Annotated in this window: 19 protein-coding genes; 9 read left to right on the top strand and 10 right to left on the bottom strand. The window is 70.8% G+C overall.

The features are described from left to right. Positions 1-117: 117 nt before the first annotated feature. The gene (locus DTL70_RS01105; RefSeq protein ID WP_114019915.1) at positions 118-906 is read right to left on the bottom strand and encodes a GntR family transcriptional regulator; all 789 of its coding nucleotides are present in this window, start codon (positions 904-906) and stop codon (positions 118-120) included. A 114-nt stretch (positions 907-1,020) separates the two neighbouring features. Here DTL70_RS01105 and DTL70_RS01110 point away from each other — a divergent pair, with 114 nt between their 5' ends. The 4 genes from DTL70_RS01110 to DTL70_RS01130 all read left to right on the top strand — a co-directional run bounded on the left by DTL70_RS01110 (position 1,021) and on the right by DTL70_RS01130 (position 4,625). Further along, on the top strand, positions 1,021-1,428 hold the full coding sequence (locus DTL70_RS01110) for an NUDIX hydrolase (RefSeq protein WP_114019916.1): 408 nt from the start codon (positions 1,021-1,023) through the stop codon (positions 1,426-1,428). Positions 1,429-1,473: 45 nt separating this feature from the next. Beyond that, positions 1,474-1,947 carry an ATP-binding protein gene (locus DTL70_RS01115; protein ID WP_114019917.1) on the top strand — a complete coding sequence of 158 codons (474 nt, stop codon included), beginning with the start codon at positions 1,474-1,476 and terminating at the stop codon, positions 1,945-1,947. Between the two features lie 943 nt (positions 1,948-2,890). Beyond that, on the top strand, positions 2,891-3,307 hold the full coding sequence (locus DTL70_RS01125) for a hypothetical protein (protein ID WP_114019919.1): 417 nt from the start codon (positions 2,891-2,893) through the stop codon (positions 3,305-3,307). Between the two features lie 601 nt (positions 3,308-3,908). After that, on the top strand, positions 3,909-4,625 hold the full coding sequence (locus tag DTL70_RS01130; protein ID WP_114019920.1) for a DNA alkylation repair protein: 717 nt from the start codon (positions 3,909-3,911) through the stop codon (positions 4,623-4,625). Between the two features lie 147 nt (positions 4,626-4,772). Here the strand turns inward: DTL70_RS01130 and DTL70_RS01135 are convergent, their stop codons facing one another. The 3 genes from DTL70_RS01135 to DTL70_RS01145 form a co-directional block, all read right to left on the bottom strand. Then, positions 4,773-4,973 carry a hypothetical protein gene (locus DTL70_RS01135; RefSeq protein WP_181860719.1) on the bottom strand — a complete coding sequence of 67 codons (201 nt, stop codon included), beginning with the start codon at positions 4,971-4,973 and terminating at the stop codon, positions 4,773-4,775. Positions 4,974-5,279: 306 nt separating this feature from the next. Further along, complete coding sequence (gene mltG / locus DTL70_RS01140) at positions 5,280-6,068, bottom strand: endolytic transglycosylase MltG (protein ID WP_114019922.1); 789 nt, start codon at positions 6,066-6,068, stop codon at positions 5,280-5,282. A gap of 49 nt (positions 6,069-6,117) precedes the next feature. Beyond that, positions 6,118-7,203: a zinc-binding dehydrogenase gene (locus DTL70_RS01145; RefSeq protein WP_114019923.1), complete on the bottom strand. Its 1,086-nt coding sequence runs from the start codon at positions 7,201-7,203 to the stop codon at positions 6,118-6,120. A 230-nt stretch (positions 7,204-7,433) separates the two neighbouring features. Here DTL70_RS01145 and DTL70_RS01150 point away from each other — a divergent pair, with 230 nt between their 5' ends. Beyond that, the gene (locus DTL70_RS01150) at positions 7,434-8,096 is read left to right on the top strand and encodes a pentapeptide repeat-containing protein (RefSeq protein ID WP_114019924.1); all 663 of its coding nucleotides are present in this window, start codon (positions 7,434-7,436) and stop codon (positions 8,094-8,096) included. A gap of 116 nt (positions 8,097-8,212) precedes the next feature. On the opposite strand, the gene DTL70_RS01155 is transcribed toward DTL70_RS01150, so the two are convergent. Both DTL70_RS01155 and DTL70_RS01160 read right to left on the bottom strand, forming a co-directional pair. Beyond that, on the bottom strand, positions 8,213-8,746 hold the full coding sequence (locus tag DTL70_RS01155; RefSeq protein ID WP_114019925.1) for a hypothetical protein: 534 nt from the start codon (positions 8,744-8,746) through the stop codon (positions 8,213-8,215). Between the two features lie 493 nt (positions 8,747-9,239). Next, on the bottom strand, positions 9,240-9,815 hold the full coding sequence (locus DTL70_RS01160) for a TerD family protein (RefSeq protein ID WP_114019926.1): 576 nt from the start codon (positions 9,813-9,815) through the stop codon (positions 9,240-9,242). Positions 9,816-10,022: 207 nt separating this feature from the next. Here DTL70_RS01160 and arfB point away from each other — a divergent pair, with 207 nt between their 5' ends. Further along, positions 10,023-10,454 (top strand): alternative ribosome rescue aminoacyl-tRNA hydrolase ArfB, encoded by a 432-nt coding sequence (gene arfB, locus DTL70_RS01165; protein ID WP_114019927.1) that lies wholly within the window; start codon positions 10,023-10,025, stop codon positions 10,452-10,454. A gap of 124 nt (positions 10,455-10,578) precedes the next feature. Here the strand turns inward: arfB and DTL70_RS01170 are convergent, their stop codons facing one another. Beyond that, on the bottom strand, positions 10,579-11,097 hold the full coding sequence (locus tag DTL70_RS01170) for a flavin reductase family protein (protein ID WP_114019942.1): 519 nt from the start codon (positions 11,095-11,097) through the stop codon (positions 10,579-10,581). A 612-nt stretch (positions 11,098-11,709) separates the two neighbouring features. Here DTL70_RS01170 and DTL70_RS01175 point away from each other — a divergent pair. Continuing rightward, complete coding sequence (locus DTL70_RS01175) at positions 11,710-13,551, top strand: GGDEF domain-containing protein (protein ID WP_114019928.1); 1,842 nt, start codon at positions 11,710-11,712, stop codon at positions 13,549-13,551. A gap of 93 nt (positions 13,552-13,644) precedes the next feature. Then, positions 13,645-14,682 carry a carbohydrate-binding protein gene (locus tag DTL70_RS01180; protein WP_114019929.1) on the top strand — a complete coding sequence of 346 codons (1,038 nt, stop codon included), beginning with the start codon at positions 13,645-13,647 and terminating at the stop codon, positions 14,680-14,682. Between the two features lie 69 nt (positions 14,683-14,751). On the opposite strand, the gene DTL70_RS01185 is transcribed toward DTL70_RS01180, so the two are convergent. The 3 genes from DTL70_RS01185 to DTL70_RS01195 form a co-directional block, all read right to left on the bottom strand. Next, complete coding sequence (locus DTL70_RS01185) at positions 14,752-15,708, bottom strand: 1-phosphofructokinase family hexose kinase (protein ID WP_114019930.1); 957 nt, start codon at positions 15,706-15,708, stop codon at positions 14,752-14,754. Between the two features lie 133 nt (positions 15,709-15,841). Then, entirely contained in the window at positions 15,842-16,990 is a 1,149-nt protein-coding gene (gene nagA, locus DTL70_RS01190) for an N-acetylglucosamine-6-phosphate deacetylase (protein WP_114019931.1), read from the bottom strand. Continuing rightward, positions 16,987-17,934, bottom strand: coding sequence for an ROK family protein (locus DTL70_RS01195; protein WP_281278642.1), 948 nt, complete (start codon positions 17,932-17,934; stop codon positions 16,987-16,989). Before DTL70_RS01195 ends, nagA begins: the two co-directional genes overlap by 4 nt. Positions 17,935-18,459: 525 nt before the next feature. Between DTL70_RS01195 and DTL70_RS01200 the strand changes: the two genes are divergently transcribed. Beyond that, on the top strand, positions 18,460-19,719 hold the full coding sequence (locus DTL70_RS01200) for an extracellular solute-binding protein (protein WP_181860720.1): 1,260 nt from the start codon (positions 18,460-18,462) through the stop codon (positions 19,717-19,719). Positions 19,720-19,736: the final 17 nt, after the last annotated feature.

Consider the following 19,736-nt stretch of genomic DNA (forward strand, 5'->3'; position numbering starts at 1 on the left):
GGTCGTCGATGAACACGTACAGTGCCGCCAGAAGGGCGTCCAGGTTTGTCTTCACACACTGACCAACGGGCGCCCTTCGCCATGGTCGCGACCAGCACACACATCGGACTCACTCATCTAGTTGGCGGGGAGTTGGTAGGCGAGGACGTAGGCGTCGGCGGCCATGACGGTGTCGCAGACCTCTACCGCGCGGCCCTCGGTGTCGTAGGCGGTGCGGATCAGGCTGATCACGGGGACACCAGAGGAGAGGCGGAGCATCTTGACCTCGGCCGGGGAGGGCATCCGGGCGCGGACCTCTTCGTCGAAGTGGTCCAGGCGGTGGCCGAGCTCTTCGAGTCGGGCGTAGATGCCGCCGGGGCCGGGGTTGGGTTCGGCGATCTGCGTGCCGCGCGCCAGGTCCAGGGGGAGGTAGGAGACGGCGAACTCGACGGGCCGTCCGTCGAGGAGGTAGCGGCGGCGCCGGGCGAGGATCTTGCGGGGCGAGCCGAGGCGCGCGGAGATGTCGGGTGCCGGCTTCTCCTCGCGCACCTCCAGGCTGTCGACCTCGGGTTTGCTTCCCGCGGCTTCCGCTTCGACGGTGAAGGCCGACTTGCCCTGATCGCGATGCCGCCGTGCGAACCGGTCCGAGGCCAGACGCCTAACCGGGGGCCGTGGTCGCACGAAGACGCCTTTCCCGTGCTCGGAGGAGACCAGACCCTCACTCTGGAGGATCGAAAGCGCGTTGCGCACGGTCATCCGGGATACCCCGAAGTGCTCTACCAGCTCCGCCTCGGACGGCAGCTTGGCGCCCTCCTTGAAGCGCCCCTTGTCGATGGCCTCCCGGACCTGGTCGGCGATCTGCCGGAAGACGGCGCGATCACTGGTCGGGTCGAGCGTCCCGAGAACGCCGGAGGACAGTGCAGCCATAGCGGGTACTCCTTTGGATATCTAGACGAGCTACTGAGTTCTGTTGCTACGGTGGAGAAGCCTAGCCATCTGAGGGGACCGAGGAACGTGAGCACGGTAGAGCGCCCCCACTCCGTGAGCGTCGCAGGGGTCATCGTTGACGACGCGGGCCGAGCGCTGCTCATCCAGCGCCGCGACAACGGCCAGTGGGAGCCACCCGGCGGCGTCCTCGAACCCGGGGAGACCATCCCCGACGCGCTCCAGCGCGAGGTCCTCGAAGAGACCGGCATGAAGATCGCCCTTCCGGCGACCCTCACGGGCATCTACAAGAACATGAGCGGCCTGATCGTCTCCATGGTCTTCCGCTGCGAAGCGGTCGACGGCTCCCCGACCACCGGGGAGGAGACCTACGCCCTTCGCTGGGCCACCCGCGAAGAGGTCACCCAGCTCGCCGACGAGGCATACGCGATCCGCGTCCTGGACGCGCTCGACGGGGCATCCCCGCCGGCCATCCGGGCCCACGACGGCGTGCGACTCGTCTAGCACACACCCACTACCCATAGCGGCCACCAGCACGAAGGAACTTGTATGCACGAGTATATGAGTATGAAGCGGATCTGGGAACTCACCTGCCCAGGACTCCCCGAAGAGGTCGGCCGAGTCCGCCGCTGGACCCGCGACGTGCTGCACGACAGCCCCCACGCGGACGATGCCGCACTGATCGTCAGCGAGCTGGGCTCCAACGCACTCATCCACTCGGCCAGCGGCAGCCCCAACGGGAGCTTCCACGTCTCCCTGCACCGATCTCCCGGCACGGTCGTCCTGGCGGTCACCGACACCGGCGGAGGCGCAACGAAGCCCCACGTCGCGACACCGGACCAGGACGACACCCACGGCCGCGGCCTGGGACTGGTCGCAGCACTGGCCAACCGCGTACAGGTCAACGGAGACGACTACGGCCGAACCGTCACCGTCGAGATCAACGACCAGCACCAGTCGCCGGCCAAGCACTCAGCGCGAGGCACCCGCGTCGCACTACCCGCCCCGAGGTCGATGGCATGAGCGTGCGAACGCAGCCGCCTCAGCAGGTCTACTACTGCGAGTGCTACGTCAACGAACGCCGCATCGGCACCTACGACGCCTACAGCCCACGCGAAGCCCTGCGATGGATGCGCATCAGCCTCATGATGATCGCAACCACCCTGGACGAAGCCCCCTACCGGCGAGCCCGCACATGGCTCGACCACGGCCAACCAGCAGCAGCCCACGACCTCGAAGCAGGCAGGCCGCACACCCTCACACTCAGGCAGCGCAGCACCCAGGCCACTTGGACAGTCAGCCCGATACCGTGCCCACCAGCACACGAAGCGCGTGCGTAACAACTTTCTCTACGACTTCAAGGCGGCCCGCTGACGCGGGCCGCGCGCGCTGGCGTCCCGTGGCCGCCGCCCGCTCCTGTCTCCGCCCCGCTCCGCGCCGACCCCGACCCGCTCAGCGCGCAACCCGGAACAGCTATCCGCCAATCACATGCGGCCCGGCTTCATCCGATACGGCTCGGTCATCGGCGGACGCCGTCAGCATGAGTACGACCGTGTGCGCGAGGCCGACAAGATCCGTTGCGCGGCGCCAGGTCTCGTCGCGGTCTGCGGGCCGGTCCCGCAATCGCGCAGGGGCCGGCCGGGGCTGCGCGGAGGCGTCTGCGAGTCAAAGATCAGAACTTCGCAAGTGGCCGATGCCGGTGCGTGGCTGAGGGGGCCACATGCGGTGCTCGCGCGTCTCTCCCGCCGTCGTGGCTGACTTTCTGTGGCTGAGCGACGATCATTTGTCAGCCCCCTCACAGTTCCGTTTCGACGCTCTCCTGCGGCACCGTCCACGTGTTGGGAAGTCAGCTCGTTCCGCTGGAAACTGGCTGTCAAGACAGCAGCTCCAGCCGTCTGTCGTTCCTTTCCCGTCAGAAATCCTTGGGCGAGCACGGCGCGGATCTGCTGCTTCCTAGCCTTATGGCATGGCTACTTCGGGGGCTCGGAACAAGAAGCTCGGTGGGCTGGGTCAGTGGTGGGGTGTCCTGGCAGGCGTCTTGCTGATCGCGGCATGGGTGAACAAGGCAGCAGGTCCAGCGGTAGTCATCGGCCTCTCTGCTCTCGTGTTCCTCTGGTGCTTCTTCCAGGCCCCAGTCACGTGCAAGGCGGATGTCCGCGGGCGGGTGGACGGCTGCCGCAACAACGCGTCGGGGCTTCTCCTTGGATGTCACATCCGGCAGCATCGCTTGCAGAAGCTCAAGATGCTCGTCGCGCGCCGACAGGTGAGGGCCTTCTGCAGCAGCCTGTTCTCGGACGGAAAGGCCACCGTTGTGACACTGTCGGGCTTGGGCAGTTTCGCTTCGGGACTGGCCGCCATGATCCCAGGGGTCGTGGCCCACTGAGCTCTTGGAAGTGCTGCGCCCGGACTGCTGCTGTACAGCAGCGAAGTACAGCAGCCCCACCAACCGCCGCCGTCTTTCACCGCATCCCCCGCGCCCAGAGGCGGCCGGTATAGCCGTCACTGACCGTCCCATCCACAGCTTGTAAACAGAAGGTCGTCGGTTCGAATCCGACAGGCGGCTCCAGCTCGTTTTGCAGGTCAGAGGCCCGTCCCGGGGATCAGGGGCGGGCCTGTGTGGTGTCGTACAGCAACCAGAGTGATCTTTAGCGACTAGCGGCGTCCCCCGGTTGTCCTCTGGAGCTGGGCCACCGAGGGCAGGGGGCGGCGCTGGAGGGCCGGTCTCGGGCCTCGTTTTCGCCGCCGACGGCATTCGGAGTCCGCATAGAGGAGAGGACTCTCCTCGCCGCCTTCGTCGCAGAAGAAGTACGTGCGGCCTGCACCGTCGTCGGCGCGCCTTTCGAGCGCGGCGCCGTCCTCCGCGTCTCAACTGGCGTGGTTGGGGCGGACGGGGCGGGACGCGGGCCGTCGGGGCCCCGGCCGCGTTGGACCGTGGCCTGTCCGCTGCGCTGGGGCGACGGCGCCAGGCGGTAGCGTCCGGCCGTATGACGACTGGTGCCTTGGAGAAGCTGCGGTCCGAGTTGAGGGGGCTGGCGGAGCCCGGGATTCGGGCGCAGCTGGTGCGGGTGCTGCGGCCGCCGGGCGATGACGAGTTGCTCGGTGTGCGCGTTCCGGTGATGCGCAAGCTGGCCCGTGGGTATCGGGAGTTGGCGCAGCAGGACGTGGAGGTCCTGCTGCGCAGTCGCGTGCATGAGGAGCGGTTCGCCGGTCTGCTCGTGCTGGCCGAGCAGGTGCGCACTGCGCGCGGTGGAGAGCGGAGGGCGCTGGTCGATTTCTATCTGGCGCGTACCGGCTGTGTGGACAACTGGGATCTGGTGGATGGCTCGGCGTACGTCGTGCTGGGGCCGTGGCTGCTGGATGGGCCGGGGGACGACTCGGGAGACGGGTTCGAGGTGTTGGACGGGCTGGCCGGGTCGGCGTGGTTGTGGGACCGCAGGATTGCCGTGGTGGCCACGTTGGCGTTGATCCGAGCCGGCCGCTTCGGGCCCACCTTGCGGCTCGTTCACCGGTTGCGCCGGGATCCGGAGCCGTTGATCCACAAGGCGTCGGGGTGGATGTTGAGGGAGATCGGCCGTCGGGACGAGCAGGTGCTGGTGGATTTCCTGGAAAGGAATGTGACCGGGCTGCCGCGGATCACTGTGCGGTACGCGGTTGAGCGGTTGGCGCCGGACGCGCGTGCCCGGTTCGTGCAGACGCGGTAGGGAGGGTATGGGGAGCCGCGTTTTTTGACGGGGCGATGTGGAGAATTCCGCAGGTAATCGCGTGTAGTACGGATGTGGTGTCCCTGCGTGTCAATCCTTTCCGGTCCTGCGGTAGTTTTCCGTAGGGCCGGGAATCAGATTGTGCCGTCACGCCGCCGTGGCGAAGTGGGGGACGGGGCCCAGGGGGATCATCCGGCCGTTCGACTCGTCGGCGCGGGCGCAGGTGCACGCGCCGCCCCGCTCGTCTTCCTTCTTTTTCAGGAAGGTCAGGAGTTGGGTGGTGGCGGCGGTGAGGGCGCCCAGGCCGCCGAAGAAGGTGCCGAGGGCTTCAAGGGTTTGAAGGAACATCGTGCTCGCCTCCCGTGTGTGCACGGGCCGGGCGCGCACTGCGTGGTTCACTCGGTCAGGAAAGGAATTCCTGGGGCGGAGAAGGTGAGGGATCCGGCCATTCCGGCAGCTTCTCGCCACTTGCGGAGCGCGTCACCCCTTACGAGGCTTTTGGCGCTCCGGTTGATCCGGTTGATCGGCACGGGTTTCCTCCTTTCCTTCTCCGTTGGAGAAAGTGAGAGCCCTTACTGTAGCGGTATCTTCGCCGTCCCGTACAGGACCCGTTCGGTGGGGCGTTGTCATTCAGCCATGGTGGCGTCTGCCCGATCACGTGCCGTTGCGCTGTTCCGCGTTGAACTCCTCCACCCACTTCAGGTGCTGTTCGTAGTCGTCGGTGAAGCGGGTGTCGCCCGGTTTGACGGTGACGAAGTAGAGCCAGTCGCCGTCGGCGGGGGAGGTGGCGGCTTTGAGGGCTTCGCGGCCGGGGTTGTTGATCGGGGACGGAGGGAGGCCTTTGTGGCGGTAGGTGTTGTAGGGGGAGTCGATGCGGGTGTCGGCGAGTGAGGTGTTGAGGGTGGAGCGGCCGAGGGCGTAGTTGATGGTGGAGTCCATCTGGAGGGGCATGTCGCGGGCCAGGCGGTTTTTGATCACGCGGACGACCTTCGTCATGTCCGTGTAGTTGTCGGCCTCTGCCTGGGCGATGCTGGCGACGACGAGGGTGCGGTAGTCGTCGACGTGTGCCGCCGTGTGCCGCTTGCGGGCGGTCTTCGCCATGGAGGCCACCAGCGACGTGGGGGTCGTCTCGGACCGCACGGTGTAGGTGCCGGGGTAGAGGTAGCCCTCCGGGTTGCCCTTCGCCGCCGCGGGCAGCTTGAGTTTCCCGGCGCGGGCGGCGCGCTCCGCGGCCTTCTTCGTCGTCCCTGCCGATACGGAGAGCGCCTCGTCGGCCGCCTCGTACACCTGCGCGGCGCGTTGCCCTCCGGAGACGACGAGGGGCGTCGTGGCCCACTCCTGCTGGTACTGCCGGATCAGTACGACGGCCGCGGTCACGGCGAGCGCGCACAGGGCGGCCACCCCGGCGAGCCGGCGCTGTCGCTTCGCGGTCCTGGTGGTCATACGAGGAACGCTAAGCCAGCGGCGCGCCCCGCGGGAGGCCGACCGCCGGTTATGGGACGAGTACCACCTTGCCCGTCGTTCCCCGCGTCTCCAGCGCCCGATGGGCGGCCGCGGCCTGGGCGAGGGGGAAGGGGTGCACGAGCGGGGTCAGGACGCCGTCGGCCGCGAGGGTCAGCGACTCGTCCTCCAGTTCGCGCTTGTGTGCCTGGATGAACGCCGGATCGAGCGGACGGACGGTGAGGCCCCGCGCCGCGGCCTCGTCGGTCCCGGACGTCTGCGTGGAGGAGTCGTCCGTGTCGTCACCCGGCGAGTGCGTGGACGGGCTGCCCGCCGTGGCCGGGGCGTCCGTCGTGGGCGGGGCGTCCGTCGTGGACGGGTCGTCCACGGCGGACAGCAGCGTGGACGAGCCGCCGTACGCGTGGTGTGTGCCGCCCGGGGCGAGGAGGGCGAGTGCGGTGCGGGCGAGCGCTCCGCCCGGGCCGTCGAACAGGTGGCGTACGGGGCGTTCGCCGTACGCCGCGCGGATGCGCTCGCTCCAGTCGGCGCGGGTGTAGTCGACGGCGAGGTCCGCACCGAGACGGCTGACGGCGGCTGTCTTGTCCTGGCCGCCGGCCGCGCCGATGACGTGGGCGCCGCGGTGTTTGGCGTACTGGGTCAGGAGCGCGCCCATCCCGCCGGCCGCGCTGAGGACCAGCACGGTGTCGTCCGGGCCGAGATCGGTACCGTGCAGGACGCCCATCACGGTGCGCCCGGTGCCGATCATGGCGACGGCCTGTGCGGGGGTGAGCGTTTCGGGTATCGCCTGGAGGGCGACGGCGTCGGCGACGGCCAGCTGCGCGTAGCCGCCGGGTGCCGCGCCCAGGTGGACGGTGACGCGGCGTCCGAGCCAGCCCGCGTCGGTGCCCTCGCCCAGCGACGTGACGGTTCCGGCGACCTCGCGGCCGGGGACGGTGGGCAGTTCGGGCAGGGGCAGGGGGCCGAGACGGCGGCCGGCGCGCAGCGTGGCGTCGAGCAGGTGTACGCCCGCGGCCTGTACGCGGATGCGTACCTGGCCCGGACCGGGGAGCGGGTCGGGGACCTCCTCGTACGTCAGGTTCTCGGGCGGACCGAAGGCGTGCAGGCGTACGGCGTACATGGTGGGTGCTCCTCCCGTGGGCGGCTGCGGTCGGTGCCGGTCGCGGCGGCGAGGCCGACCCGTTGATGCTGCAAGTTGAAGTGAGGTTCAGGTCAACTGGCGCCTTGCGTCCGCGGGCCCGCATCGTGCGGGGGCCCACATCGTGCGGGGGCCCGCGTCGAGAGGGGCCCACGTCGTGTGTGGGGCCCGCGCCGGCCGGCGTTGTCAGTGGGCGGGGGCAGCATGGGGGAATGGCGACATCAGCGGTACGGGAAGCGCGGCTTCCCCAGGTCACTCTGCCCGAGCTGCGGCCCTTCGACGGGGCGGGGCTGGAGCCGGACGGGGATTACGACGGCGTGCGGTTCGAGGGGCTCGACCTGAGCGGGACGGACGGCGGCGGGGCGACGCTGCTGGACGTGGGGATGTACCGCTGCGCGCTGGACGAGGCGCGCCTCGCACGGCTCAGGGTGATCGATTCGGTGCTCGAAGGGGTGTGGGGGGTCGGTACGGACCTCGCGGGTGGCGAGCTGCGCGACGTCGAGTTGCGGGAGGCCAGGCTGGGCGGCGTCCAGCTGCACGGGGCGCGGCTGAACCGGGTGCTGGTACGGGGCGGGAAGATCGACTACCTGAATCTGCGCCAAGCCCGGCTGACAGACGTGACGTTCGAGGGGTGTGTGCTCACCGAGCCCGACTTCGGGGGCGCCTCACTCGAACGGGTCGCGTTCCGCGACTGCGAGCTGCGCCGTGCCGAGTTCCACCAGGCGCGGTTCAAGAACGTGGACCTGCGCGGCGCGACGGAGCTCGACATCGCCACCGGGGTGGGCAATCTGGCGGGCGCGGTCGTCAGCTCGGGCCAACTGATGGAGCTGGCACCGGCATTCGCGGCCCAGCTCGGCGTGCGGGTGGAGGACTGAGAGGGCCTGTGAAGGCCTCTGAGGCCCGCAGGCCCCCTGCCGGGCTTTCTGAAGCCCGCAGGCCCCTGCGGGCCCTCACAGGCGCGTACGCACCCTCACGCCTCATGCCTCATGCCTCACGGCGTTCGGGGGTAGCGGGACGTCAGGTCCCATACCGTCGGGTTGTCCGCCAGGCCGTCATGCATGTCGGTGAGGTCCGCGACCAGGTCGTGCAGGAAGTCGCGGGCCTCCCGGCGCAGCTCGGTGTGGGCGAAGGTGAGCGGCTCGCGGTCGTCGTCGGGTGACCAGTCTGCGGTGATCTCCACCCAGCCGAAGCGCCGCGTGAAGCGCAGCATGTCGGTGGACTCGGTGAAATCCAGCTCGGCACGGTAGGGGCCGGGGGACCGGCTGCCGGGGGCGGCCGCCTTCTGTCCGGGCGCCGGGGAGGCAGCGCGGTCGAGGTGCTCGGCGATGTCGCACAGCGCCCAGGCGAAGTCGAGCACCGGTACCCATCCCCAGGCTGTGGACAGTTCGCGATCGGTGTCGGTGTCGGCGAGGTAGACGTCACCGCAGAACAGGTCGTGCCGCAGCGCACGGACGTCAGCGCTGCGGTAGTCCGTCTGGGGCGGGTCGGGAAAGCGGTGGGAGAGGGCGTAGCCGATGTCGAGCACGCCGCGATGGTGTCACGCCGCGCGGAGCGCTCCCGCGTGGGCGCCGACGCTGATGCGCTGACGCGCTCCTGGGCGCGCACGGACGCTGCCGCGCTCCCGCAGGGACGTTGCAGTGCTCCCCGGGTGCGCGCCGACACTGATGCGCTCCCGCACGGACGCCGCCGCGCTGACGCACGGACGCCCGCGCCGCCGCGCTGACGCTCCCGCAGGGACGCTGACGTGCCGACGGGTACTCCCGCGTGTGCACTCCCACGTGCGCGCTGCCGCGCCGATGCGCTCCCCGCGTGGGCGCCGACGCCGACGCGCTGACGTCGAGCCCGACGTGTTCTCCGGCCTCGCGTCATGGGGCTCGGGCCCGTCGGCAGACCCGCGCGGGCCCGCCCGCACACGCTCCGGGTGGCGCTTCCCGCACGGGAAGCGCCACCCGGAGCACGCCGTGTCGGCGCGTGGCCCTCGGCGGGCGGATCGGACCGCGTGGGTCCTCAGGGCGTCGTCAGACGTTGACGCCGAAGTCCTGGGCGATGCCCACCAGGCCGGAGGCGTAGCCCTGGCCGACGGCGCGGAACTTCCACTCGGCGCCGCTGCGGTACAGCTCGCCGAAGACCATGGCGGTCTCCGTGGCGGCGTCCTCGCTGAGGTCGTAGCGGGCGATCTCGTTGCCGTCCGCCTGGTTGACGATGCGGATGAAGGCGTTCCGCACCTGGCCGAAGTTCTGGCTGCGGCTCTCGGCGTCGTAGATCGAGACCGGGAAGACGATCTTGTCGACCTCGGCCGGGAGGCCGGCCAGGTTGACGTTGATCTGCTCGTCGTCACCGGCGCCCTCGCCGGTGACGTTGTCGCCGGTGTGGACGATGGCCTGGTCCGGGGTGGCCTTGTTGTTGAAGAAGACGAAGTGCTGGTCGGAGTAGACCTTGCCCTCCGGGTTCACCGCGATGGCGCTCGCGTCGAGGTCGAAGTCCGTACCGGTGGTGGTGCGCACGTCCCAGCCGAGGCCGACCGTGACGGCGGTCAGGCCCGGTGCCTCCTTGGTGAGCGAGACGTTGCCGCCCTTGGACAGGCTTACAGCCATGGGGGTGCCCTTCTGTCGTGATGGATCGGTGGTGACCCCCGAGGGAATCACCGGTGTGGGACCGGGACCTCACCGGGGTCCACCGTCCCGCATCTCACCCTCCACAACGCAGCCGGGCCGTGCGCGGGTTCCAGCTTTCTTTGCCTTCTTTGCCTTCCACGGGGAAATGCGGATGACGCGTGCGCGCGGAAGGCGGACCATGGAGGCATGTCCGGTCCCTATTGCATACGCGGTACGGTCTCGCTGCCCGAGGCCGAGCTGACGTGGCGCTTCACGCGCTCGTCGGGGCCGGGCGGGCAGCATGTGAACACCAGCGACACCCAGGTGGAGCTCCGCTTCGACCTGGCGCGTACGCAGGCGCTTCCCGAGGTGTGGAAGCGCCGCGCGCTGGAGCGGCTGTCCGGCCGCCTGGTCGACGGCGGCGTGCTGGTCGTACGGGCGAGCGAGCACCGTTCGCAGTGGCGGAACAGGGAGACGGCCGCCGTGCGGATGGCCTCCCTGCTCGCGGAGGCGACGGCTCCGCCTCCGCCGCCGCGCCGGCAGAAGAAGATGCCGCGCGGCATCAACGAGCGCAGGCTGCGGCAGAAGAAGCAGCGTAGCGAGGTCAAGCGCGGGCGCTCGGGGCGCGGTTGGCAGTAGCGCGCCCCCCAGCGGCCGGGACTCAGCCCCTGGAGCGGCGCTCGGCCCCAAGCGCGGGGCTCAGCCGGAAGCGCGGGGCTCAGCCCCCAAGCGCGGGGGCACGGCGCCCCAAGCGCGGTAGGGCTCAGCCCAGGGAACGGTAGCGGCCGCTGTAGTACAACAGCGGCCCGCTCTCGCCGTGGGTGAGCCGGGTGGCCAGGACGCGGCCGATGACGAGGGTGTGGTCGCCGGCGGTCACGCGCTGTTCGGTGCGGCATTCGACCGCGGCGAGTGCGCCGTCGACGAGGGGGGCGCCGCTGACGGTGCCCCGGGTGTGCGGGAGCTCCTGGAAGAGGAGCCGGTCGCTGAGCCGCGCCTTCATGGCGAAGCGACCGGCGGTCTTGGTCTGGGCGTCGGTGAGGAGGCAGACCGCCCAGTGGTCCTGTCGGGAGAGCAGTTCGTCCATCCGGGACTCTTCGCGGAGGCTGATCAGCACCAGGGGCGGGTCGAGGGAGACGGACAGGAAGGCGGTGGCTGTCATGCCGACGTCCTCGCCGCGTGGTCCCTCTTCCGGGTCGTGCGCGGTGACCAGGGCCACTCCGGCTGCCAGGCGCGCCATTGCCGCGCGGAACTCGTCGTCGCTCACCCCCTCAGCATGGGGCATGGGGTGGGGCGGGGGCACGTGGGTCGTCTGCTGCTGCACTGCGTGGGACACACTCGCTACGCTAACCAGCGGTATTCGGGGTCCGCATCGGGCTGGGGGACCAGACGGGGTCTAGGACCGCTGTCCCGGGGCAGGCGGTGGGATGGATCGGGCGCGCCGCGGGGTGCCTGGGTCCGCGGCGCCGGCGGGCCGGTGGCCAGGTGCACGTCCGGGCCGGTGGCCCGAGTGCACGTCCGGGCCGGCGGTCGGTGCACGTTGCGCAGTCAACCAATTGCTGACTGTTGTGACTTGAGTCACAGAGGGCATTAATTGTTGACCCTGTGTACCGGGTGAACAGCTCGCTGTGATTCAGTGGCCGTGACAGCCGAGGAACGCCTGTGCGCACCGCAGATCGACCGTGGACTCGACCGAGGCCCGACCGAGGCCCGGCCGCAGCTCAGCCGAAGTCCCGCCGAAGTCCGGCGGGAAAGGTTTCGGGGGAGCGGCGGAAGGGTGGCCGAAGGGCGAGGGAAGACGGACCGGAGGGCGCGCGGGGACCCAGCGCGGTCAGCGAGGCCCGCACGCGGCGCCAAGAGCACCTGGAGTTGACGTACACGGCTCAGGGGGAGGGCTATGGAAACCGAGTCGGAGCCCTATGTCCGCCTTGCCAGCCTGCGTCAGCTGCATCACGTGGTGGCGCGGCTCAGCACGGCGCGGAGCCTCGCCGAGACGCTCCAGACGGTTGCCGACGGTGTGGTCGAGGGGCTCGGCTTCGAGATCGCCGCGGTGAACCTGGTGCGTGCCGAGGGCGATCTGGTCGTCGCCGCCGTCGCGGGCAGTCCGGCGGCTGAGGCGATGATGGCGGGCCGTGTCGGCCCCCGCGCCTCCTGGGAGCGTCGGCTGGCGATGGGCGAGCAGTGGGGAGCGCTCCGGTTCGTGCCCTACACCGAGGGCTGGGTGCTGGACGACGACGACGTCCCGCAGTGGCACTCGCCCTCCCCGGTGCGCCAGACGCCTGACGCCTGGCACCCCATGGACCGGCTCTTCGCCCCGCTGCGCGCCACGGACGGCGAACTGCTCGGCGTCCTGTCCGTCGACAAGCCGCGCAACGGCCGCCGTCCGGGAGCCTGGGGGTGCGAGGCGCTCCAGATGTTCGCGTCGCAGGCCGCCATCGCCATCAGCAACGCTCGGCTGCGCTCGAACATGCAGCGGGCCCTGGTGCGGCTGGAGCGTGAGCAGCAGGCGCTGCGCTCCAGCGAGGAGAGCTTCCGGCAGGCCTTCGAGTACGCGCCGAGCGGCATGGCCGTCGCGGAGATGGGCGGGGACCAGCACGGGCGGCTGCTGCGGATCAACGACGCGCTGTGCCGGCTGCTGGGCCGTCCGGCGTCCGCGATGCGCCGCTACTCCTTCTCCGACCTCGTCCACCCCGAGGACATCGGCACGCTGTTGAACACGTTCGCCGAGGGGGGCAGGGCGGAGCTGCGGCTGGCGCGGCGTGACGGCTCGTACGTGTGGGTCTCGCTGCGCAACTCGGTCGTCGCCGACGCCGCCGACGGGCCGCGCTATCTGCTCACCCACGTCGAGGACATCGAGGAGCGCAAGCGGCACGAGTTGCAGCTCGCGCACCGCGCCAGCCACGATGCGCTGACCGGCCTGCCCAACGGTGCCGAGTTGCGCGCCCGGCTCAGCAACAGGCTGTGCTCGCTGGGCGAGCGGGCGGCGGGGTGGCACGGCCACGGTCCGACCGGCGTACCGGCGGGAAGCCGCCCGGACGACGGGTACGGGCAGGGCAACGGGAACGGGCACGGGAACGGCTTTGGCGGACACGGGTACGCGGCGGGTTCCGGTTTCGAGCACGGTTACGAGAGCGGCGACGGCTTCTGGGATCTGGAGGGCCTGGGCGGCGGGCCGGGAGGTCCGCACGTTCCGCGAGCCCCCGATGCCCAGACCGGGATATTCGGCTCAGGGGGCGGGTTCGGGCCCGGGAGCGGGTTCGGGCACGGAAGGGGAGCGGGTGCCGCCCCGCCGGACCCCCACCACGTGCACACGGTGCCGCCGAAGGGCGACGGGCCCGGTGAGAAGGGGCTCGCCGTCCTCTTCTGTGATCTGGACGGTTTCAAGTCCATCAACGACCGCCACGGGCACCACTGCGGTGACGCCGTGCTCATCGAGGTCGCCCGCCGCCTGTCGGACGCCGTGCGGGACGACGACACGGTCGCCCGGCTGGGCGGTGACGAGTTCGTGGTGCTGGCCGACGGGCTGGGACCCGCGGAGGCCCAGGACCTCGCGGTCCGGCTGCGGAACGCGATCATCCCGCCGATGCAGGTCGACGGCCGTTCGGTACGGGTAGGTGCCAGTTTCGGCATCGGCTGGGCGGGCTGCGGAATGACGACCGAAGAGGTCCTGCAATCCGCTGACCAGCGGATGTACGTGGAGAAGCGGTCACGCTCCAAGGGGCAGCGCAGAGCGGGCTAGCACACACGGGGCCGATCGGCCACGACCGTGCCAAGCGGTTCGCCCAAGAGAGGTAGGCTCGCCCGGATACCTGACGCAGTAGGGAGTGAAGGGATGACCGCCGAGAACCACGGCACGGGTGCCCCGTCGGAAGGGGGAGACGAGGACCCGTTCGCTTATCTGTACCGGCAGGAGGGCGGCGCGCAGCAGCCCGCCGCGTCCGGCCAGCAGCCCGGCGTCCCCCGCCGCTCCTTCAACCAGGTCCGTGCGGTCGGTGAGCGGCAGTACGGCTACGGCTATCCGCAGCAACAGCAGCGTTCGGGCTACGGCTATCCGCAGCAGCAGTCGGCTTCCTACCAGTCCGGCGCTCCCCAGCAGCAGTCCGGGTACGGCTATCCGCAGCAGCCTCCGCCTCCTGGGCACCAGCCCAGCCCGCACTACGCGGCGCCCGAGACGATGCCGGGCGGCCGGGCGGCGGCGCGGCAGCAGGGCGGTCCCGGCGGTCCCGGGCGTGGCAGGCGCAACCGCACGGGTCTGCTGGTGGGGGCGATAGCCGTGGTCGCCGCCGTGGTGATCGGTATCGGTGCCGCCATCGTCTTCAACGAGGACGACGCGGACGATCCGCAGGCCAAGGACCAGCAAAGTGCCCAGCAGGACGATCCGAAGCAGGGCAACGACGGCAGCGCGGACGGCGAGAAGAACGACAAGCCTTCGCCCAAGGCGCTGCCCAAGGAGGACGCGGCCAGTCTCACGCTCGACGGCAGCGCCTCCGCCGCCAAGGACGTGGAGGGCGCCAAGGGCCGCGGTGGCACCTATGTGGGGGGCCTGAACCAGCCGGGAGCCTCGGCGACCTGGGAGCTGAAGGACGTGCCGGCGGCGGGCAAGTACACCCTCCACGTCCGCTACGGAGTGCCCGGCAAGGACGCGAACGCCACTCTCACCATCAACGGTGAGCCGGAGAGCCGTCCGCTGCGGATGAAGAACTTCTCCGGGGCGAAGAAGGGCGACTGGGAGCACGGCTGGCAGAACACCTGGTCGAACATCCAGCTCAAGAAGGGCCAGAACAGCATCAAGATCTCGTGCGAGGAGGGCAACAAGTGCAATGCCAACCTCGACCAGGTCTGGCTGGAGAAGGGCTGGAACCAGGGCTGACCCCGTCGGCGGCGGGGCCGTGAGCCCGTAGTCGGCAGAGCCCCGCCGCCGTCACAGGGCCCCGCAGGTTCACGGCGCCTCGGAACGACGTACCCGTACCGACGGCAGCATCGTCGCGTACGTCGGCTCGTCGAACTCGCCCGCCACGGGGGAGCGGACCGTGGCGGCGGACAGCGCGACGGCGCGGGCCAGCCGGTCCGGCCAGGGCAGGCCTTCGGCGAGGCCCGAGAGCAGTCCGGCGACCGCCGAGTCGCCCGCGCCCGTCGGGTTGCCCGCCAGCCGCTCGGGCACCGCCGCACTCCAGGCGCCGTCCTGGGTGACCAGCAGCATCCCGTCCGCGCCGAGCGAGGCCGCGACCGCGTGGGCGCCGCGCCGCTGCGCCGCGCGGGCCGCGCGCAGTGGTTCCTCCGTGCCGGTGATCCCGGCCAGCTCCTCCGCGTTGGGTTTGACGATGTCGGGGCGCGCCGCGAGCCCGCGGCGCAGCGGTTCGCCGCTGGTGTCGAGCAGCACGGGGGTTTGCGCCGTGCGGGCCTCGCGGACCAGCGTCGCGTACGCGCCCACGGGGACGCCGGGCGGCAGGCTGCCGCACAGCGCGACCGCGCGGACGCCGCCGTCGAGCAGCTCGCGGTAGGCGGTGAGGAAGGTCTCCCACTCCTCGGGGGTCACGTGCGGGCCCGGCTCGTTGAGCTGGGTGGTGTCCCCGCTGTTCTCGTCGACGACGCCGACGGTGCGCCGGGTGCGTCCCGAGACGGGCACCAGCGCGTCGGTGACCCGCGCCGGGCCGTTCGGGGGCCCGGGGGCGGCGTCGGCCGCCAGGAGGCTGCGCAGGACGCGGCCCGTCTCGCCTCCGGCGAAGCCGGTGACGGCGGTCTCGAAGCCGAGCGCCGCGAGCACCCGTGCGACGTTGAGGCCCTTGCCGCCGGGGCGCTCGCTGACCTCCCGCACCCGGTGGGAGGCGTGCGGGACGAGGTGGGGCACGCGATAGGTCAGGTCGAGGGCGGCGTTGAGCGTGACGGTCAGGATCATCCGCTCGCACCACCCTCACCCGTCGGACAACGGCTCATGACACCAAACCCACGACGAAACGACACCGCGGCCGGAGCGACCGCGCGAGCGATCATGCCATTGGAACGGCGACCCGGCGACCCCCCGTGCCAGCTCAGGGGGTGTGCGGGGGCACCACCCAGGTGCCGTGACGCATGACGCCGGCCGGCTCGAACTGCTGGTCGAGCACCACCAGGTCGGCCAGCTTGCCGGGCTCCAGCGAGCCCACGCGGTCGGCCACGCCCAGCAGCCGCGCCGGGTTGGCGGACAGCGCGGCGACCGCGTCGGTGACCGGCAGCCCGTCGACGGTGACCGCCCGCTTGAAGGCGCGGTCCAGGGTCAGGGTGGAGCCCGCGATCGAGTCGCCCTCGACCAGCCGGGCCACGCCCTCGCGGACCTCGACCTCCAGATTGCCGAGCGGGTAGCGGCCGTCGCCCATGCCGGCCGCGCCCATGGCGTCGGTGATGAAGGCGACCCGGTCGGCGCCGGCGGCGCGGAACGCCAACTGGAGCGCCGCGGGGTGCAGGTGGATGCCGTCGTTGATCAGTTCGACGGTGACGCGGGGGTCTTCCAGCAGCGCGGTCACCGGGCCGGGGGCGCGGTGGCCGAGCGGCGGCATGGCGTTGAACAGATGGGTGGCCACCGTCGCACCGGCGTCGATGGCCTCCCTGGTGGACTCGTAGCTGCCGTCGGTGTGTCCGACGGCGGCGATGACGCCGCTGTCGGCCAGCAGCCGCACCGAGTCCAGGCCGCCGGGGCGCTCGGGGGCCAGCGTCATCATCACCGCGTGGCCGCGCGCGGCGTCCAGCAGCTTGCGCACGTCACCGGGGTCGGGGTCGCGCAGCAGCGACTCCTCGTGGGCGCCGCGCCGGTTGCAGGCGATGAACGGCCCCTCGAAGTGGATGCCGGCCAGCTCGCCCTGTTCGACCAGTTCGCTGAGGGATCCCGCCTGCCGGGACAGGTCGTCCAGGTCGCCGGTGACGGTGGAGGCGGCCATGGTGGTGGTGCCGTGTCTGCGGTGGGTGTCGATGACGGTCAGCGACTCGTCGTGGCTGGCCGCCGAGAAGGACGCGCCGCCCCCGCCGTGGACGTGCATGTCGACGAAGCCGGGCACGATCCAGTGACCGCCCAGGTCGAGTTCCTCGGCCTCGCCCGGTCCCGCGCCGTCCACCAGATGGCGGTCCTCGACGGTCACCGTGGCGTCTTCGCGCACCCCGTCCGGCAGCACCACACGGGCGCCGGTCAGCACCGTTCGCTTGCTCATCGGCTCGCAACCTCCGCGGTCAGTAGGTCCCAGGCGAGGAGGCCCGCACCCAGGCAGCCGGCGGCGTCACCGAGCGCCGCGGGCACGATGGCCGGGAGTGGCTGGAAGGTGACCTTCTCGCGGACCGCCTCCCGGAGCGGAACGAAGAGGGTGTCGCCCGCCTCGGCGAGGCCACCGCCGATGATCAGTGTGCGCGGGTCGAGCAGGGTGAGGCCCGTGACCAGGCCGGTGGCGAGCGCGTCGATCGCCTCGGCCCACACCTTCGCCGCGCGCGGGTCGCCCGACGCGACGGCCTTGGCGGCGTCCGCCGCCGTCGCCTGAGGGTCTCCGCAGGCCTCGGCCCACGCCGCGCCGACCGCCGAGGCCGACGCGAGCCGCTCCAGGCAGCCGCGCTGCCCGCAGCCGCACGGGGGCCCGTCGGGGCGTACGACGATGTGTCCGATCTCCCCGGCGCTGCCGTGCGCCCCCGGCTCGACGGTCGTGCCGATGCCGATGGCGCCCGCGATGCCGGTGCCCAGCGGTACGAACAGGTACCGGTCCACGCCCTCGCCCGCGCCGATGCGGCCCTCCGCGAGCCCGCCGGTGCGCACGTCGTGCCCGAGCGCCACGGGCAGCGGCGCCAGTTGGGCGGCCCTGCCCCGGCCGAGGCGTTCGCTCAGCAGCGCGCGGAAGGGGACGTCGCGCCAGCCGAGGTTGGCGGAGAAGACGGCGACGCCCCGCTCGTCGTCGACGATGCCGGGTACCGCCACGCCGGCGGCGGACGGCTCGGTGCCGTACCGCTCCAGGCCCAGGGAGCGCAGTTCGGCGGCGAAGTCGAGCACGCCCTCGACCACGGCCTCGGGGCCGCGTTCGCGGCCTGTCGCCCGCCGCGCCTCGTGCAGCAGCTCGTTGCCGGTGCCGATGAGGGCGGCCTTCATGCCGGTGCCGCCGACGTCGAGGGCGATGACGTACCGCGCGGCCGGCGTCGGGTGCGGGGGCCGCGTGGGGGGTGCGGTGGGGGCCTCGTCAGGGGTGCTCACGCGGGACAGTCTCCCGCGTGAGCACCGTAAAGGTCTAGTCCACTCCGGGGATCTTCTTCTCGCGCGCTCCCTCCCCGAAGGCGCACCAGCCGCTGACCCGCGGCGGATGCGCGCCTGTTCCCGTCCGGCGGATACGAGCCCGTGTGCGGGGCATTCGGTACGCCTTCGCAGGCGATCGGTACGTCTTCGCAGGCGAAGGGAGGAGGCTAAATCATCCGAGCACGGAATTCTTTTACGGGGATCGAACGGAAGCCAAGCTGATTCCTTACCGGTATCGATCATCTGTAGACGGTGCGGGGGTCACGGAGGGAGACTCCCGCTCAACGGACCGGGGTTGGTGGTGCCAGGGGGATTGGTGGTGCCAGAGGGTCCGCGGCACGGAGCACGTTCTGAGGGTTCGCAGGCTCTAAAGGGGCAGGGAAGCAGATGGATCGGCGTCGATTTCTGGGTATGGCCGCGACCGGGGTGGCCTCAGCGGCGGGAATGACCGCTCTGAGCGGCTGCGGCAGTGGCCCTGGATCCGGCGATGTCACGTTGAAGCTCGTCGCGGCCGACTACGGCAACCCGGGAGCCGACAACAGCTCGAAGATCTACTGGCAGAAACTCGCCGACGCCTTCACCAGGAAAAACCCCGAGATCTCCGTCGACGTCACCGTGTACAGCTGGAACGACATCGGCAAGAAGCTCGGCGACATGGTCGACTCTGGCAACCCGCCCGACATCGCCCAGGTCGACTCGTACGCCAGCTGGGCCGCCGAGGGAAAGCTCTACAAGGTCAGTGAGCTGCTCCCGATACCCGTCCAGGCCGAATTCCTCGTCTCGCTCGCCGAGGCCGGCGAGGTGCAGCGCGTCCAGTACGGCCTGCCGTTCGTCACCAGCACCCGGGTCCTCATGTACAACAAGGACCTCTTCGCCAAGGCGGGGCTCGATCCGGACAAGCCGCCGGAGAGCTGGGAGGCGCTGCAGTCGGCCGCCCGCAAACTCAAGCAGGCCGGGGTCGAGATCCCCTACGGACTGCCGCTCGGCCCTGAGGAGGCCCAGGGCGAGGCCCTGATGTGGTGCCTCGGCAACGGCGGCTCCTACGTCGACAGCGTCGGCAACTACACGATCAACTCTCCCGAGAACATCGAGACGATGGAGTGGCTGCGCGACAACCTCGTCGTGCCCGGCTACACGGAGCCCGAACCGCAGCGCGTCGACCGCCAGAAGCTCTTCGAGGCGTTCAGCGCCGGCAAGGTCGGCGTCCTGAACGGACACCCCACCCTGGTGCAGCAGGCCGACAAGAAGGGCCTCGCCTACGGCACCGGCAAGCTGCCGGGCCGGGACGGGCCCGCGGACGGCACCCTGGGCGTCGGCGACTGGATGATGGCCTTCAAGAAGAACGACCACCGCGAGGCGTGCGGCAAGTTCCTCTCCTTCGTCTACGAGGAGAAGAACCACTACGCCTTCGCCTCCCGGTACGGGCTGCTGCCCGTGACCACCAGCGCCTCGGAGCGGATGCGCAAGGACAAGAAGCACAAGAAGCTGTGGCCCTTTCTCGACCAGCTCGCCGGCGCCGAGTTCTATCCGGTGGGCAAGGTCTCGTGGACCGGTACCAACGCGGCCCTCAAGAAGTCCGTGGGCAAGGCCGCGATGAAGGGCGGCGACCCCAAGGCCGTGCTGACCGCGCTCCAGCGCAAGGCGGAGGCGGCCGAGAAGGCGGACTCGTAGCGGCAGTCGTGAGGGCG

It is taken from the genome of Streptomyces diacarni (assembly GCF_003323715.1).
Lineage (GTDB): Bacteria > Actinomycetota > Actinomycetes > Streptomycetales > Streptomycetaceae > Streptomyces > Streptomyces diacarni.